Source organism: Sphingopyxis sp. SE2 (assembly GCF_032227185.1).
In the GTDB taxonomy this organism is placed as follows: Bacteria; Pseudomonadota; Alphaproteobacteria; order Sphingomonadales; family Sphingomonadaceae; genus Sphingopyxis.
Genome location: NZ_JAPMXW010000001.1, coordinates 2,912,604 through 2,928,531, shown reverse-complemented (window position 1 = coordinate 2,928,531; position 15,928 = coordinate 2,912,604). Strand labels below are relative to the sequence as shown.

At 67.0% G+C, this 15,928-nt stretch carries 14 protein-coding genes, 1 tRNA gene and 1 pseudogene; 3 read left to right on the top strand and 13 right to left on the bottom strand.

The window, feature by feature from the left end; genetic code table 11:
* Nucleotides 1-31: 31 nt before the first annotated feature.
* The 5 genes and pseudogenes from OVY29_RS14030 to OVY29_RS14010 all read right to left on the bottom strand — a co-directional run.
* Nucleotides 32-481: pseudogene (locus OVY29_RS14030) on the bottom strand (pseudouridine synthase); the annotation flags it as partial.
* A 242-nt stretch (nucleotides 482-723) separates the two neighbouring features.
* The gene (gene typA / locus OVY29_RS14025) at nucleotides 724-2,556 is read right to left on the bottom strand and encodes a translational GTPase TypA (RefSeq protein WP_313911587.1); all 1,833 of its coding nucleotides are present in this window, start codon (nucleotides 2,554-2,556) and stop codon (nucleotides 724-726) included.
* A 108-nt stretch (nucleotides 2,557-2,664) separates the two neighbouring features.
* Complete coding sequence (locus OVY29_RS14020) at nucleotides 2,665-3,489, bottom strand: hypothetical protein (protein ID WP_037556275.1); 825 nt, start codon at nucleotides 3,487-3,489, stop codon at nucleotides 2,665-2,667.
* Nucleotides 3,490-3,557: 68 nt separating this feature from the next.
* Nucleotides 3,558-4,478, bottom strand: coding sequence for a tetratricopeptide repeat protein (locus tag OVY29_RS14015; RefSeq protein WP_081933133.1), 921 nt, complete (start codon nucleotides 4,476-4,478; stop codon nucleotides 3,558-3,560).
* A 64-nt stretch (nucleotides 4,479-4,542) separates the two neighbouring features.
* Nucleotides 4,543-5,193, bottom strand: a complete 651-nt coding sequence (locus tag OVY29_RS14010) for a purine phosphorylase (RefSeq protein WP_313911586.1) — start codon at nucleotides 5,191-5,193, stop codon at nucleotides 4,543-4,545.
* Between the two features lie 212 nt (nucleotides 5,194-5,405).
* On the opposite strand from OVY29_RS14010, the gene OVY29_RS14005 reads away from it, so the two are divergent.
* The 3 genes from OVY29_RS14005 (at nucleotide 5,406) to OVY29_RS13995 (ending at nucleotide 8,374) form a co-directional block, all read left to right on the top strand.
* Nucleotides 5,406-6,356 carry a bile acid:sodium symporter family protein gene (locus tag OVY29_RS14005; RefSeq protein WP_052182332.1) on the top strand — a complete coding sequence of 317 codons (951 nt, stop codon included), beginning with the start codon at nucleotides 5,406-5,408 and terminating at the stop codon, nucleotides 6,354-6,356.
* A gap of 69 nt (nucleotides 6,357-6,425) precedes the next feature.
* Nucleotides 6,426-7,637, top strand: a complete 1,212-nt coding sequence (locus OVY29_RS14000; protein ID WP_037556277.1) for a toxic anion resistance protein — start codon at nucleotides 6,426-6,428, stop codon at nucleotides 7,635-7,637.
* Between the two features lie 8 nt (nucleotides 7,638-7,645).
* Nucleotides 7,646-8,374: a hypothetical protein gene (locus OVY29_RS13995; protein WP_037556278.1), complete on the top strand. Its 729-nt coding sequence runs from the start codon at nucleotides 7,646-7,648 to the stop codon at nucleotides 8,372-8,374.
* A 12-nt stretch (nucleotides 8,375-8,386) separates the two neighbouring features.
* Here OVY29_RS13995 and OVY29_RS13990 read toward each other — a convergent pair whose 3' ends face one another.
* The 8 genes from OVY29_RS13990 to OVY29_RS13955 form a co-directional block, all read right to left on the bottom strand.
* Nucleotides 8,387-8,710: a hypothetical protein gene (locus OVY29_RS13990; RefSeq protein ID WP_037556279.1), complete on the bottom strand. Its 324-nt coding sequence runs from the start codon at nucleotides 8,708-8,710 to the stop codon at nucleotides 8,387-8,389.
* Nucleotides 8,707-9,246, bottom strand: coding sequence for an RNA polymerase sigma factor (locus OVY29_RS13985; RefSeq protein ID WP_037556280.1), 540 nt, complete (start codon nucleotides 9,244-9,246; stop codon nucleotides 8,707-8,709). Before OVY29_RS13985 ends, OVY29_RS13990 begins: the two co-directional genes overlap by 4 nt.
* Nucleotides 9,239-9,835, bottom strand: a complete 597-nt coding sequence (locus tag OVY29_RS13980; protein ID WP_037556281.1) for a hypothetical protein — start codon at nucleotides 9,833-9,835, stop codon at nucleotides 9,239-9,241. The genes OVY29_RS13985 and OVY29_RS13980 overlap by 8 nt, the downstream gene beginning before the upstream one ends.
* Nucleotides 9,836-10,061: 226 nt before the next feature.
* Nucleotides 10,062-10,856, bottom strand: a complete 795-nt coding sequence (locus OVY29_RS13975; RefSeq protein WP_037556282.1) for a LytR/AlgR family response regulator transcription factor — start codon at nucleotides 10,854-10,856, stop codon at nucleotides 10,062-10,064.
* Nucleotides 10,853-11,977: a sensor histidine kinase gene (locus OVY29_RS13970; RefSeq protein ID WP_052182334.1), complete on the bottom strand. Its 1,125-nt coding sequence runs from the start codon at nucleotides 11,975-11,977 to the stop codon at nucleotides 10,853-10,855. Before OVY29_RS13970 ends, OVY29_RS13975 begins: the two co-directional genes overlap by 4 nt.
* A gap of 186 nt (nucleotides 11,978-12,163) precedes the next feature.
* A complete protein-coding gene (locus tag OVY29_RS13965) occupies nucleotides 12,164-15,025 on the bottom strand; it encodes a TonB-dependent receptor domain-containing protein (protein WP_052182335.1) in 2,862 nt (953 codons plus the stop codon).
* Between the two features lie 27 nt (nucleotides 15,026-15,052).
* The gene (locus OVY29_RS13960) at nucleotides 15,053-15,547 is read right to left on the bottom strand and encodes a hypothetical protein (RefSeq protein WP_152567641.1); all 495 of its coding nucleotides are present in this window, start codon (nucleotides 15,545-15,547) and stop codon (nucleotides 15,053-15,055) included.
* A 243-nt stretch (nucleotides 15,548-15,790) separates the two neighbouring features.
* Nucleotides 15,791-15,864 (bottom strand) — tRNA-Gln (locus tag OVY29_RS13955).
* Nucleotides 15,865-15,928 lie beyond the last annotated feature (64 nt).

Genomic DNA, 15,928 nt, shown 5'->3' with positions numbered 1-15,928 from the left:
GCCGTCACCGCCGCCGCTCCCCACGTTACTAGGCGGTCATGCGGCGGACCTGGCGGTTGCGGCCTTCGGTGATCGTCAGTTCGATCCATGAATCGGGCACGCTCTTGCGGTAGCGGACCGGGGGGTCGCGGTCCCACAGCTTCGGCGGGCCGATGCGGCGGACGGTCGCGGGGCGCGTCGGGCCGTCGTTCAGCGTGACGCCGCGACGCAGCGCCGCCAGCGCGGCGTCGTCGGGCTCGCCCTCGACCTGCGCGAGATAGGTTTTGGGCATCTTGTGCTTCGGCGACGAAATCCGCGCCTGCAGCGCGCCGTCGTCGGTCAGGATCAGCAGGCCCTCGCTGTCCCGGTCGAGCCGCCCGGCGGGATAGACGCCGGGGATGTCGATATAGTCGGACAGCGTTGCGCGCGCCTCGGGCGTCCCGCGATCAGTGAATTGCGACAGCACGCCCCAGGGCTTGTTGAACAGGATCAGCCGGGCCAACACTCAGGCTCCCACGGGGTGAAGACGCGCCAACCGATGCGGAGGACAGGCGTGCATCGGACCGAAGCGGCGGACGACTCCCCGCCGCTGGCGCGGCATCTTGATGCGCTCCCGGCCGCGAAGTTTCAAGCACGTCGCCCCCGCGCAGGCGGGGGCCGTCATCGGCCTTGTTCTTCGCTGCTGCGTAAACCTCGAGCGGCCCCCGCCTTCGCGGGGGCGACGATCGGGATTCGCCGCCGGCGTTACGCCGCTTCCTTCTTGCGCGACGCCTTCTTCCGCTCGTGCGGGTCGAGGATCGCCTTGCGGATGCGGATATTCTTCGGGGTCACCTCGACCATCTCGTCGTCGTCGATATAGGCGATCGCCTGTTCGAGCGTCATGCGCTTCGGCGGGGTCAGGCGGATCGCGTCGTCCTTGCCCGTCGAACGGAAGTTCGTGAGCTGCTTCGACTTCATCGGGTTGACCTCGAGGTCGTCGGGCTTGGCATTCTCGCCGATGATCATGCCCTCGTACAGCGCCTCGCCGGGCGAGACGAAGAGGATGCCGCGCTCTTCGAGCGGGCCGAGCGCGTAAGCGACGGCTTCGCCATTGCCGTTCGAGATCAGGACGCCGTTCTTGCGGCCCTCGATCACGCCCTTGTAGGGGCCATATTTCTCGAACAGGCGGTTCATGATGCCGGTGCCGCGCGTGTCCGACAGGAATTCGCCGTGATAGCCGATCAGGCCGCGCGACGGGCCGCTGAAGGTGATGCGCGTCTTGCCGCCGCCCGACGGGCGCATGTCGGTGAGGTCGGCCTTGCGGATCTGCATCTTCTCGACGACCGTGCCCGAATGTTCGTCGTCGACGTCGATGACGACGGTTTCATAGGGTTCGGTGCGCTTGCCGTCCTCATCCTCGCCATAGAGAACCTTGGGGCGGCTGATGCCGAGTTCGAAGCCTTCGCGGCGCATCGTTTCGATGAGCACGCCGAGCTGGAGCTCGCCGCGGCCCGCGACGTCGAAGCTGTCCTTGTCGGCGCTTTCGGTGATGCGGATCGCGACATTGGTTTCGGCTTCGCGCAGCAGGCGGTCGCGGATCATGCGGCTCGTGACCTTGCTGCCCTCGCGGCCCGCCATGGGCGAGTCGTTGACCGCAAAGCGCATCGACAGCGTCGGCGGGTCGATCGGCTGCGCGGCGATCGGTTCGCTGACGCTGGTGTCGGCGATCGTGTTCGCGACGGTCGCGTTGGTCAGCCCCGCGATCGCGACGATGTCGCCCGCCTTCGCTTCCTCGACCGGCACGCGATCGAGCCCGCGGAATGCCAGCAGCTTCGATGCGCGGCCAGCCTCGATCACCTTGCCGTCCATGTCGAGCGCGTGGATCGGCTGGTTGACCTTGACCGTGCCCGACTGGACGCGGCCGGTCAGGATGCGACCGATGAAATTGTCGCGGTCGAGCAGGGTCGCGAGGAAGGTGAAGGGCGCATCGACGGGCAGGCCCGGCTCGGGCACATGGCGGACGATGGTCTCGAACAGCGGCTCGAGCGTGCCCTCGCGCGCGTCGGGGCTGTCCGAGGCGAAGCCGCCGCGGCCCGAGGCGTAGAGGATCGGGAAGTCGAGCTGTTCGTCATTGGCTTCGAGCGTCAGGAACAGTTCGAACACCTCGTCGAGCACTTCGGCGGCGCGCGCGTCGCTGCGGTCGATCTTGTTGACGACGACGATCGGTTTCAGGCCCAGCGCGAGCGCCTTGCCGGTGACGAACTTGGTCTGCGGCATCGGGCCCTCGGCCGCGTCGACGAGCAGGATGACGCCGTCGACCATCGACAGGATACGCTCGACCTCACCGCCGAAGTCGGCGTGGCCCGGCGTGTCGACGATGTTGATGCGCGTCGCGTCGGCGCCTTCGCCCCACTCGACGCTGGTGCATTTCGCCAGAATCGTGATCCCGCGCTCTTTCTCCAAGTCATTGGAATCCATGGCCCTTTCCTCAACGCGCTGGTTATCGCGGAAGGTACCCGACTGGCGGAAAAGCTGGTCGACGAGCGTGGTCTTGCCATGATCGACGTGGGCAATAATGGCGATATTGCGCAGAGACATGCGGATTTGAGCCTTGATGGAAGGGGGCAGCGCCCGGAGCGCCGCGAAACGCCGCGCCCCTAACAGAAGTGGTGCTGCGGCGCAACATGATTGCCGACGGCGCCCGAACTAGCGAAGCGCGCGGTCGAGACGCTTTCTGTCGTAAAGCGATCGCGCTTCGGCGCCGCGGAGGCGCCGCGCCAGCCCGGCGTCGAAATCGCGCTTCCACCGTTCGAGGGCCAGCCGAAGGTCGCGGGCGTCGGGGATCTCGCCGATCGCCTGCAATTGACGCGACGCCGCGAGCAAAGCGGTGCGGTCGCGGGCGAAACCCGGCCCCGCGTAACGCTCGGCGACGAGCCCCAGCTGATGCCGCATCGAGGCGATTGCCAGTTGCATCCCGTGCCGGTCGCCGTGATCGATCATCAGTAGCGCAACCGCGGCGCCGTCGGCAATCGCCGCCAGCTGATCGTCCAGCCGCCGCGCGACCCGCGGCTCGCCCCGGCAAGGCCGGATCGCGCGGACATAGGCGGCGAGCGCATCGAGCATCGCGGGCGTCGGTTCCTGCCCGCCGAATTCCTCGACGATCAGGTTGCGGATGAAGGTTTCGAGCGCGCGCGTGCCGGGATCGCGCGAGACCTTCCCCGCCTTCGCCAGATCGGGAATCGCGACCGGATCGAAGCGGCCGTTGCCGCGCGCCGCGCTGAAGAAGCTGTTCGTCACATCGGCGGTCCCCGGCCCCGCCGAGACGCCCGCGAGCAGGAAATGCGGATTGTCGCGCCCGTTGATATGGCAGCTCGCGCAGCTGAGCCCCGCCTTCGCCGCCTGCCCGCCGAGCAAGGTCGGCGTCGCGAACAGCGCCCGGCCGCCGCGGATCATATCCCCGTCGCCCGCCATGCAGGTCGCGGGCTGTTCCGACAGCAGGGCAAGCTCGGCCCCCGGTGCGGTCCAGCGCAACTGCTCGAAGGCCGGCGGCGCGGTGCCCGGCGCCGCGGCAGCGCCGAGGAGCAGCGCGGCGAGCGCGATCAGCTTGCGGATGCGCGCCCCGCGGCGATCCAGCGCCGAAGCTCGTCGACCTCGTGGCAGCCGAAGCCGCAGATCGCCTCGAGCTTCGCAAGATGCGCCTTCGCCCCTGCGACGTCGCCGCGTTCGAGCTTCAGCTCGCCATAATATTCGAGCGCGCCGCGATGCGCCGGCGCGATGGCGAGCGCCTCGCGATAATAGCTTTCGGCGGCGGCGTAATTTTTGAGCTTGCGGTTCGCGAAGCCGAGATAGGTGAGCACATCGGGATGCGGCCCCGCCGCCCACAACGCCTGGTCGAGCTTGGCGATCGCCGCTTCGTAGCGATGCTCGTTGATCAGCCCGACCGCGGCGACATAAGTCGCGTCGAGCGTTTCGGCCGACGCCAGCCGCACCTCGGGCTCGACCGCGCTCTGCGCCTGCGGCCCCGATGCGATCGCCGCTTCGAGCTTGGCGATCGCATCGGTCAGCTTCGCCGAATCGGCACACGCCCCCGCGCAGGCTTCCTGCATCGCCTTCAGCGCGCCCAATTGCGCGTCGGCCTTGTCGGCCTTGCCGAGCTTCGCGTGCGCGATGCCGAGGTCGCGCCGCGCGTCGACCATCTTTTCGTCATAGCGCACCGCGGCTTCGAGCGGTTTCACCGCGCGCGAAAACTCGCCCTCAGCCATATAGCTCGCGCCGAGCAGATAATTGGCCTGCGGATTCTTCGGGACCGCCGATACGACCTTTTTGAACGCTTTCGCCGCTTCCGCATATTTGCCCGAGGCAAAGGCATCGGCGCCCTTCTTGTAGTCGACCGTGGGGTCGTAACTGCTCTGGCTGGGCGGCGCGCTGCTCCCGCTCCCGCCGCTTCCCGCGGCGAAGGCGATCGGCGCAGCGAAGACCGCACAGGCGGCGAGCATGGCTAGTGAAGACCGGTATCGCATCGCGAGTCTCTCCCTCGGTCGTTGTGGCACAAGCTTACCACAGCCGGGGGCCGCGCGGAACGGCTCAGATCATCGCGATCAGCCGCTCGACCTCGTCCGCCGCGGAGCACGCCGCGCGGACGAGATTGGCATGAAAATCGCCCGCGCTGTCGTCGTTCGCGTCATCGGTCACCGCTTTGATCGCGGCCCACGGAAGCCCGAGCTTTGCCGCAACCTGCGCGACCGCGCCGACCTCCATATCGACGAGCGTCGCGCCGAGCGCCGCCAAATCGGCCGCGGCTTGGGGGCAGGCGACGAAGCTGTCGCCGCTCGCGATCCGCGCATGCGGCAGGCCGAGTCCCGGATCGGCCATCGCCGAGAAATGCGCTTCCCCCGCTTCGCCGATCGGCCATTCGCCGGCGCGGTACCGGCGAAAAAGGCCGGGCTGATTGGCGCCATAATCATGCTGCAGCGCCTCGGCGATCCAGTAAGCGCCGGGCGCGGCGCCGAGCGAGCCGCAGGTGCCGGTCATCAGCAGCATATCGGCATCGCCCGCGAGCGCCCCGGCACAAAGCGCAGCATTGACCTTGCCGAGACCACAGGTCGCGATAGTAAGATCGTGACCGCCCACGCCGATGCGCCGCTCGGCGAACGGTCCCGCCGCGCGCGCACCGGTGCCGGGAAAGAGCGCGTCGGCCTCTTCGGGCAAAGCGGCGAGGGTAAGGATATGGGTCATGCGGCTGTTTAGCCGAGTTCGCGCCACATCCAATCCTCCCTGTGGCGAAGCCATGGGGAGGTGGCAGCGCGAAGCGCTGACGGAGGGGCTTGGGGCGCGACGTCGCGGCCCCTCCACCACTCGCTTCGCGAGCGGTCCCCTCCCCACCGCTTCGCGGCAGGGAGGATCGTTCGCCTTGCCAACGTTGCGCAAGACCGCCATCGCTCATCCCAATGCTGTCCCGCATCTTCCCCGACCGTTTCGTCCCCGTGCTGCTCGCGACGATTCTGCTCGCCAGCCTGCTTCCGGTGCGCGGCGCCGCGGTGCCGATTGCGGGAGGGCTGTCGACCGCGGCGATCGTCTTTCTCTTCTTCCTCAACGGCGTGCGTCTGCCGCGCGAGGAAGTGATCCACGGCATCCGCAACTGGAAATTGCAGGGAGGCGCGCTCGCCTTCTGCTTCGGCGGCATGGCGCTGCTCGGCCTAGCAGCGCAGGCGGCGACCGCCTCCGTCCTGCCCGCAACGCTCGCGCTCGGTTTCCTTTTCCTCGGCATCCTGCCCTCGACCGTCCAGTCTGCCACCGCGGCGTCGAGCCTGGCCGGCGGCAATGTCGCCGCGAGCGTGGTTGCCGCGGCGCTGCTCAACCTCAGCGGCGTCGCGCTTTCACCCCTTCTTTTCGCGCTGCTCGCGGGAAGCGCGGGCGAAATACATGGGCAAGCGGTGCTCCGCATCGTCTCGATCCTGCTCCTGCCCTTCGTCGCCGGGCAGCTCGTCCAGCGCTGGCTGCGCCCGTGGGTACTTGCGCACCGCGGCCTCGCGACCTTCATGGACCGCGCCGCGATCGCGATCGCCGTCTATGTCGCCTTTTCCGCGGCGGTGGTTGCCGGCATCTGGGGCCTGCTCGACGCGCGCGAGATCGCGATCGTGCTCGCCGCCGTGGCTGCGCTGCTCGCGCTGTCCTTCGGTGGCGCCTGGGCGCTCGGCGGGCTGCTGAAGCTCGCGCACCCGGACCGCATCACGCTGCTCTTTTCAGGGGCTCAGAAAAGCATCGCGGTCGGCGCGCCGCTCGCGGCGACGCTGTTCCCGCCGGCCATCGCCGGCATGGTGCTCGTCCCGATCCTCGTCTATCATATGGCGCAGCTGATCCTGTCCGCGTGGATCGCCCCAGTTCTGAAGGCGGAATAGGTGTAGTGCTTGAATAATACAGGACCGCGTGCCATATAGGCGGACGGTAAGGGGCTGGAAGGAAGACGAATGAGCGAAGTGACCGCGACGGCGACCGCAACCGACGAGCTGAAGCTGACCCCGCCCGACCCCGTACCGTCGGTTTCGCCCGAAAAGGCCGCGGGCCTCGTCCCCCTGTCGACCGAACAGAAATCGAAGCTCGGCGAGCGCGTCGACGGGTTCATCGACGACCTCGTCGCGCAGGACGTCAATTCGCCCGCCTTCGGGCAAAAGGTCGACCAGATCACCAATATGGGCCGCAAGGAGATGCTGGAGGCGGCGAGCCATTCGAACCGCTTCCTCGATCGCCCGATCCGCGCGATGGACCGCGACACCGACATCGGCCAGAACCTCATCGAACTGCGCACCACTGTCGAGCGGCTCGACCCGTCGGCGAACGGCAAGCTGATCTCGAAGCGCGGTTTTCTCGACAAGATTTTCGGCGGCAAGATCAACAATTATTTCGCGCAATATCGGAGCGCGCAGACGCATATCGGCGGCATCCTGACCGCGCTCGCCAACGGCAAGGACGAGCTCTTGATGGATAATGCGGCGATCGACGTCGAACGCCGCAAGATGTGGGAATCGATGGGCAAGCTCGAGCAGATGGTCCACATCGCCCAGACGCTCGACGAGAAACTCGAAGCGAAAGCCAACGAACTCGACGGCGTCGATCCGGCAAAGGCGAAAATCCTTCGCGAGAACGCACTTTTCTACGCGCGCCAGCGGACGCAGGACCTGCTCACCCAGATGGCGGTGACGGTGCAGGGCTATCTCGCGCTCGACCTCGTCAAAAAGAACAATGTCGAGCTGGTGAAGGGCGTCGACCGCGCGAGCACGACCACCGTCGGCGCGCTCAAGACCGCGATCACCGTCGCACAGGCGATGACGAACCAGAAGCTGGTGCTCGAACAGATCACCGCGCTCAACACCACCACGGCGAACATCATCGACGGCACGTCGAAGATGCTGAAGGACAATACCGCACGTATCCACGAGCAGGCGGCGTCGAGTACGATCCCGATGGAAACGCTCCAGCGCGCGTTCCAGAATATCTACGACACGATGGACGCGATCGACACCTTCAAGCTGAAGGCGCTCGACAGCATGAAGACGACGGTGGGCACGCTCGAAAGCGAGGTCGCGAAGTCGAAGGGCTATATCGCGCGCGCCGAGGGGGCGAGCCAGGCGCAGGCCAGCGTCGGCGGCGCCGATAGCCCGCTCGCCGCGCTCGAAGGCTAAGGCGCACGATGACGATGAGCGAAGTCGACAAGATCCGGCTTTCGGCCGAATCGGCGATCGAACGGTCGCGCGAGCGCCGCCGGCCGATCGGGACGAAGAGCGTCGCGCTGCGCCGCCAGCATCTCTACAAAAAGCTCGGCCGGATGCTCATCGCGGGCGGGATTGTGCTGATCGGGGCTGCGGTGTTCGGCGCGCTGATCCAGCCGCTCGGCTTCGTCGGGCTGCTCGCGCTGTTCGTGCTGCTCGTCGGCGTCGCGGTACTGTTCGGCAAATGGCCGCCCTTTCCCGAGCCGCGTCAGCAGGATTTGCCCAAGGCCGATCTCAAACAGCTCGCGGGCCGCACTGAAATCTGGCTCGAAGCGCAGCGGCCGATGCTGCCCGCGCCGGCGCGCCAGCTCGTCGACGGCATCGGCGTCCAGCTCGACCTGCTCGCGCCGCAGCTCCAGACGCTCGACGCATCGAGCCCGGCGGCGGCGAATATCCGCAAGCTGGTCGGCGAGGATCTGCCCGAACTCGTCGCGGGCTACCAGCGCATTCCCGCGGGTCTCCGCAAGGAAGCCCACGCCGGCCGTACCCCCGACGAGACGCTCGTCGGCGGCCTCAAGATGCTCGAAGGCGAAATCGGCAACGCCGCGCGCAGCCTCGCCGCCGGCGAGCTCGACAAGCTCGCGACGCGCGAACGCTATCTCCAGCTCAAATATCAGGGGCTCGAGGGCGAGGACGCGGCCGCCGGCTAGCCGCGCGGTGCCCTAGGCCTGGCGCCAGCGCTGCGTCCCGAACCACAGCAGCAGGATGAGCAATAAGGGCGGCGCGAGGCCCCAATGCGCGGCTCCGGCAAGCGGAGCGAGCGACGGCGCCGACGACAAAAGCCACAGCGCCGCGAGCAGCGCGGCCACGGCGAGCGCCTCGAACGCGAAGCTGCGCCAGAAGCGCCGCCGCGCGTGCGCATAGGCCGCCCGCGCATCGATCGCGCGCTCGACCCCGATCGCAAAGCCGCGGTCGCCCGGCCGCTCGGGCGGCGCCAGCAGCGCGGCGAGCAGCGTGTCCATCGCCTGATCGGCCGGCTGGGTCATCGGTCCGCTCCTTCGCCCATCATCTTCTGCGCCTTGGCGCGGCCGCGCAAGGCCAGCGATTTGAGCGTGCCGAGCGGCACCCCCATGATCGCGGCCGCCTCGCCATGCGACCAGCCATGGCCGAAACAGAGCGTAAGCGCGGCGCGTTCCTGCGGCGACAGCGCGGCGAGCAGGCGGTCGGCATCGATCGCGGCATCGCTCGCGGGCCGCGGATCGGTCGCGCTCGCTGCCTCCTCGCCCGCCGCCAGCCCCTCGCGCCGGCGCGCGGTGCGCCGCTGGTCGAGAAACAGCCGCCAGCCGATTCCCATGAGCCAGGCCGCGTAACTTCCTTGCCCCCGAAACTCGCCCGCGCGCTGCCACGCGCGAACGAAGGCTTCCTGCGCCAGATCGTCGGCATCGCACCCGGCGGCGCGGGACAGGAAGGCGCGCAATCGCCCTTCGTGCCGCAGCACGAGGAGCTGAAAAGCGGCGCGATCGCCCCCCGCGACACGCTGGCTGAGAGCCCAATCCTCATCGGCGCGTACCCCATCACGCAGCGGCGCGCTCCTCCGCAGCCGCCGCGCGCGCGAGGCGGCGGCGGACGAGGAGGGCGATACCGACGAATATGGGAAAGAGCGCGGCGCCCGCCGAAGTGCGGATCAATTGCTCATGTCCCTGAATCAGCCCGAAACCCGCCATCGCGAGGCCGATCGCGAGCAGCACCAGCGCGTTGCGGTCGTCGCCCGGCGTGTCGGGGCTCTGGCCGCCAAGATGCTCATAGGGCTTGTTGAGCTTGTCGATCAGCGGGCTGACCGCATCCGATTTCGCATCGAGCGCGCGGCGGATCGAGCGGTGGAGCATCCACGCGTGGAGCAATCGCGCGAGCAGGAAAAAGCCGACAACGAACAGCGCGACCATCGTCATATTTTCAAGCCAGCCGAAGAAGCGGTCACTCACCGCGACAAGCTCGGTGGTCGGTGCGGGCGGGGGCAGGAACGAGGCGACGTCGCGCGGATCGATATAGGCCGCAACGTCGGCGGGACTGATCGACTGCGCGCCCGGGAGGGGCACGCTGACCGCGGCGGGCGGAACCGCGGCGGGTGCGGCGGGGACGGCGGCTGCCGCAGCGGTTATCAGCTGATCCAACTTCTCTCTCCTTCATGCCGCTCGGCATGGTGAAACCACAGGCGGCGGCCTCCGGCAAGGCGGGGACGATCCGAACCGGGGAGCCAGATCGGCCGCCGCGCGAAGCCGCCGCCCGGACCGGCGCAGCCGCCGATCATCGACTGGACGGCGCGGCGCGCATAGATGGATGCAGATTCGCGATTTTTTTCGTAGCGCCGGATGGGCGAAACCGCCTTTTGACGGAAGGTCAGCCGACCGCGGGAAGCGAGCGGAGCAATTTTTTGGCGTAGACTCGCCCCGCGCCGACGTCGGTGCCGTTTCGCAGGATCACCCGCACGCCCTTTCCGGCCGAGCGCCGCACGCTTGCGATCGCGCTTCGCCGCAGCAGCGCGCGGCGATGCACGCGGACGAACTCCTCTTCGGGAAGGTCGAGGTCGGCCTGCGCCGCCCTGATCGACCCGCGCAGCAGATAGGATGCCGACGCCGTGTGCAGCCGGACATAGTCGTCCTCGGCGGTGATCATGTCGATATCGGCGCGCTGGATGCAGGTCAGCGCACCCGCGGTCCCACGCAGCCACAGCTCGTCGTCGCGCTGCCGTATCCCCTGCTCGTGATATCCCGCGCGCAGATCGTCGATCACCGCGCGCATCTGGGCGATTTGTTCGCGCGCATCGGCCGCCGCGAGCCGGTCGCGCGACCGGTCGATCGCTGCACGCAGCCGCGAAATTTCGATCGGCTTGAGGATATAATCGATGGCATGCGCTTCGAAGGCGCGAACGGCGAAATGGTCGAACGCTGTCGTGAAAATCACCCCCGGGACGCCATCCTCGGGGAGCCGGCTGAGGACGTCGAAACCCGTTCCGTCGCGCATCTTGATGTCGAGCAGTACGGTATCGGGTTTCAGCTCGGCGATCTTCGCGATCGCCTCGCGGCAACCGCTCGCCGACCCGACATGCTCCACGTCGGGCAGCTTCGCTAGGATCAACTCGAGCCGCCGGAGCGCGAGCGGCTCATCGTCGACGGTCAGCACCCGCATCGTCATTCGGCATATCCCAGCGGCAATTTGAGCGTCGCGCGAAAGCGGGATGCGGGCAGCCGCTCGATCGACAATTTCGCGTCCGCGCCAAAGCGATTGGAGAGCCGGTCGCGGACATTGCGAAGGCCGGTATGCGTGCCGCAAACCCCTGCGCGCCCGGAGGCCGACGAACAGCTGTTTTCGACCACGACCTCCAGCCGGCCCTGTTCTTGCCGCGCCGAGATCGCAATCCACGCGTCGCCGGCGCCGACCGTTCCGGCGCCATGCTTGACCGCGTTCTCGACCAGCGGCTGCAACAGGAAAGCCGGCACCGCCGCGCGCCCGAGCGCCGGCGGCAGGTCGATGCGGACTGCCAGATCGGGATAACGCGTCTGCTCGATTTCAAGATAGGTCGCCTGCAGCGCGACCTCCTCCGCCAGCGAAATGTCGACGTCGGGATTGGTGGCAAGGTTGACGCGGAAAAAGCCCGCGAGCCGCTCGACCATCGCATTGGCGTCGTCGGCCCGCCCGTCGAGGATCAGCGCCGATACCGCGTTGAAACTGTTGAACAGGAAATGCGGATTGATCTGGTAATGGAGCGCCTGCAGCTTGGCCGCTTGCGCCATCGTGCGAAGCTGCGCCGAGCGCCGTTCCTCCGCGCGCGCCTCGAAACCATATTGAACGGCCAGATAGAGCCCGACCCACGCCAGAAAAAACCAGGTCCAGGGAACGAGGGTGCGGATCACAGCGCTGCCGTCGATCGCGAGTTGGACCGGCTCTCCCTTCGCATAAACCAGGGCGAAATAGGTGCACCAGGCGAAGAATTCGGCCGCGACGAGCGAAGCGAAAAAGACGATCGGCGCCTTTTGGCGCCAGGCCCGCCGGCTCAGCTTCTGCAATATCATGTGGATGCCGAAGCAAAGCGCGAGGCCGATCGCCATGAGCATCAACCGCACCGCAGTCGCGCGGAGGAGATGCGGGTGGTGGTCGAGCAGATCGGCGATCCATAGCGCCAGCGTGTGCACGCCCCAGAAGGCGCCGGTAAGCCACAGGATCGCTTGCCGCCGCTGGCGTTCGAGGCTGCCCGGCCGGCCGGCCGTAGCCACTTCGTAAACGCCGGTGGATGGAAAGGCCGCGACCTGGTTCATCGCGCGGTTATCGCAGGAAGGCGGGAAGCTGTCGACCGACGTTCGGCCGCAGATATCGTGCGTTCACCCGCGCCGGAAGAGGCGCGGGTGAGAGCGTAGGTGATGCGCGGACGAAGGCACCACCCTTCGTCCGCACACCGGGCCGGCACCGAGGGGGACTGGTCCCCGGCGCCGGAAGCGCGACCCTTAAAAGCGCATGCTCGCGGTCAGGCTGTAACGCCGTCCCAGCACGTCGTAGGTGGTCGGATAGGTGTTCCCCGAGTTGAGCGCCGTGGTGCCGACATAGTTGCTGACGAGCGGCGGGTCCTTGTCAAGCAGGTTCTGGACCGCCAGCGTGAGCGTGAAGATGTCGGCGACCTTGGCGCGATAGGTCAGGTCGAAATAGCTATAGCTCGGGATATGCAGATAATCGGGTTCGATCCCGTCGGCGTCCAGAATTCGCTCATAATCGGAACCGTCGAGCCAGCGCCACAGCAGCGAGATGTCCCCGAAATCGTCGATCTGCGCCGTCGCACGCATGTTGAAGCTGTATTTGGGGGTGATTTCGCCGGCGAAGAAACCGCAGTTCGAACTATATTGGCCGACGCACTCGCGGTTGATGCTGGTCGGCGAGGCCTTGAACTTCGACTGCTCGGTCCAGTTGCCCGAAAGGTCGAAGTTGAGCCGCCCGAAACCGGTGGGCAAGCCATAGTTGATCCGCAGATCGACGCCCGATGTCGTTATCGTGCCCTGATTGGTGAGCAGCGCGATCTGCCCCGGCGTATCCCCCCCGCCATTCAGCGACCCGTTGAGCGGGTTGCGGCGGATCAGCGCGCACGCCTCCGCATCGCCCTCGTCGAAACAGGGGCCGAAGACGTCGTTGGGCGTCGGCAGCGTGATCGCGTCGGTGATCTTGATATGATAATAATCCGCGGTGATCGCGAGCCCGGGCACCTGCGGCGGCGTCACGACCAGTCCCAGCGTATAGGAATCGGCGGTCTCGACGTCGAGGTCCGGATTGCCGCCCGCCGTCTGGTTGATCTGGCCCGACGAAGGTGCCGGAATATTCCCGATCGAACCCGCGGGCGCGCCCTGCGCGATGCAGATCGCGGTGAGCGCGGCGTTGCCGACCGGGTTGGAGCCCTGGCACGGATCCTCGGCAAGGTTCGCGAGGCCCGTGGTGATCGGCGTGAAGAGCTCCGAAATATTCGGCGAGCGCACCGAATGCTGATAGATGCCGCGGATCTTGTACCCGCGGAACGGCTCCCAGGTGCCGCCGGCCTTCCACGTCGTGCTCGTGCCCGTGTTCGAATAGTCCGACAGGCGGATGCCCGCTTCGGCGGTCAGGCTGTAGATGCCGGGTACATCCTCGACGATCGGCACGATCAGCTCGCCGAAGACTTCCTTGACGTCATAGGTGCCCGCAAAGGACGGCGACGGCGCCCCGGTGCCCAGCACTTCGTCCTGCGTCCCGAAGGCGACGTCGGACACCTGCTCGGCGCCATATTTGCGATATTCGGCGCCCAGCGCGAAGCCGATCGGCGTTTCCCCGGCCAGGAAATTGCCCAGCTCGCCCGAAATGCTGCCGCTGACGACCGACAGGCGCGTGCTCACCGTCGATCCGGCCGGCTGGTTGAAAAAGGCGATCGCCTCGTCCGTGATGTCGGTGCCATCGCCGAAAAGGTTGATCGGCACGCACCCGTTCGACGGATCGGCACATTCGGTCGTGCTGTTGGCGCGCAGCGCCTGCTGCACGCGCGATTTCAGTCCCCAGTTGATATTGCTGTTCTTGCGGTCCGATTCGCCATGCAGACCATAGACGTCGAAATCGATCGCATCGGTGATCGACCCGCGGACGCCGGCCCAGACCTGAAACTGATTGGTCGTCAGGTTGCGGATGCGCGGCCCGGCCTCGATGAAGCGGCGGTTGATGACCGTCGCGACCTCGCGGTACGCGGGATCGTTCGGACTGGTCGCGGCGCCCGCGGCGGCGCAGTCGGCGGCCGAGATCGCGTTCGACGCACAAACCTCCGAGCGCACGGCATCGGGCAGGAACGGGTTGTTGAGCGGCAGCTGCCATGTGTCGCCGAACATCCCCGACGAGGCGAGGCTGAGCTGCACCTTCGACCGGGTGAACATGCCCTTGGCATAGACTTCGATGCCGTCGGCGACTTCATATTGGGCGGCCCCGAACAGATTATAGCGCTCGAGCGGGGTCTGGAAATAATTGGCGGGCGCGAAATTATAGGCGTCGCGCGACCCGACATAGTCGCGCAGCGCACCATCGGCGGGGTTGTAGATGCGGTTGTTGATGCGCGTCGGGGTCGTCGTTCCCGAACCGACGAGGCTGCCGTCGAGGAAATAGGTGTCGCGCGAAACGGCGCGGCCGCCCTGCAGCACCGGCTCGACCTTCTGATAGCCGACATTCAGCACCGCATTGCCGCGGCCGTCGTCGAAATTGGCGCCAACCGTCACGTCGAAGCGATAGCGCGCGCCGTCGCCGCGCTCGGTGATGCCGACCGTGCTGGCGAGCTCGACGCCGGCGAAGTCGCGCTTGGTGATGAAGTTTGCGACCCCGGCGATCGCGTCGGCGCCATAGACCGACGAAGCGCCGCCGGTCACGATCTCGGCGCGCTCGATCAGCGCGACGGGAATGATGTTGAGGTCGGTCTCGCTGAGCAGCGACGACGGTACGAGCCGCGTCCCGTCGAGCAGCACGAGATTGCGGTTGGTGCCGACGCCGCGCAGGTTGAGCGAAGCGAAGCCCGCGCCGCCGTTGTTGACCGCGCTGTTGGCGCCCGGCGACACGCCGGGCAGATCGCCGATCAGCTCCTCGGCATTGGTCGCCTGGCGCAGCCCGATTTCGGTCGAGCCCACCACCTGGACGGGGCTCGATTGCTCGAGATTGGGGTTCTGGATGCGCGATCCGGTGACGACGATCGGCGCCGAATCCTCGATCGCCGTCTCGCCCCCCGTCGCGTCCTGCGCATAGGCCGGCGTAATGCAGGCGACGCTCCCGAGCAATGTCGTCGAAAGCAGATAGTGACGCGGTCGAAATTTGCCCAACATATTGATACTCCCTGTTATTATCGGTTATTATGAAACGACCCGCACCCAACGATGCGCTGCCAGCGCGATCGGCAGGCCGAAGAGGAACATGTGCGATGCGAGGTCCGCAAAGCTGAGCGACATCCCGCCAGCCGGAACGGCGAAGTTCGAGAGCGGGAGCACGATGCGGTTCATCACGAAATAGACGGCGACGCCGTAGAGCGGACCGGCGAGCCAGGGCGATTGGCGCCCCAACGGCGCGATCCGCGCGGCGATGAGGACGAATGCCGCGGCAAACAGGAACGAGAGCAGGAAATGGCTCACCAATCCCAAGGGCACCGGCGCAAAGCCGCTCCGGGCCGCGGGGCCCAGCAGCCCCGACGCGATGCTCCGCAATATATCGGCCGGGCCGACGCCCCTCAGCGCCCAGGCGGTGAAGGCGAAACCCAGATCGAGAACGCCGCCCACCAGACCGCCGATCAGGATCGCCTTCACAGGCGCCGTCGGGCCGGTTTCCGCGACAACATGCGTAGCCTCGATCATCTTCGTCCCCTCTTCTTTCAAGGGGGGGCGCTAGCGCGGGCCGTTCATCGCTTGGAGCGAATCGCCGCCGATCGGCGTGGCGGTGCAGCCCAACGCATGCCGGCAACGGCGAACGTCACGCCCCGCGGGGTGAACGCAAAGCATGCGCGTGCCAATGCGGGGCCTTGTGGCGCAACAAGCGGCCGGGGCGCCATCAATGTTCGGGAGTTTCCGCACCGCCCTTGCGATCGCGGCGATAGAAAATGGATGCCCCGTGAGGATTCGAACCTCAATAGACGGAATCAGAATCCGTAGTCTTACCATTAGACGACGGGGCAAAGAGGGGCGCGCAATATGATTGCGGGGGCCGCCTGTCAAGGCCGGAGCGGCGGCCCGTACAAG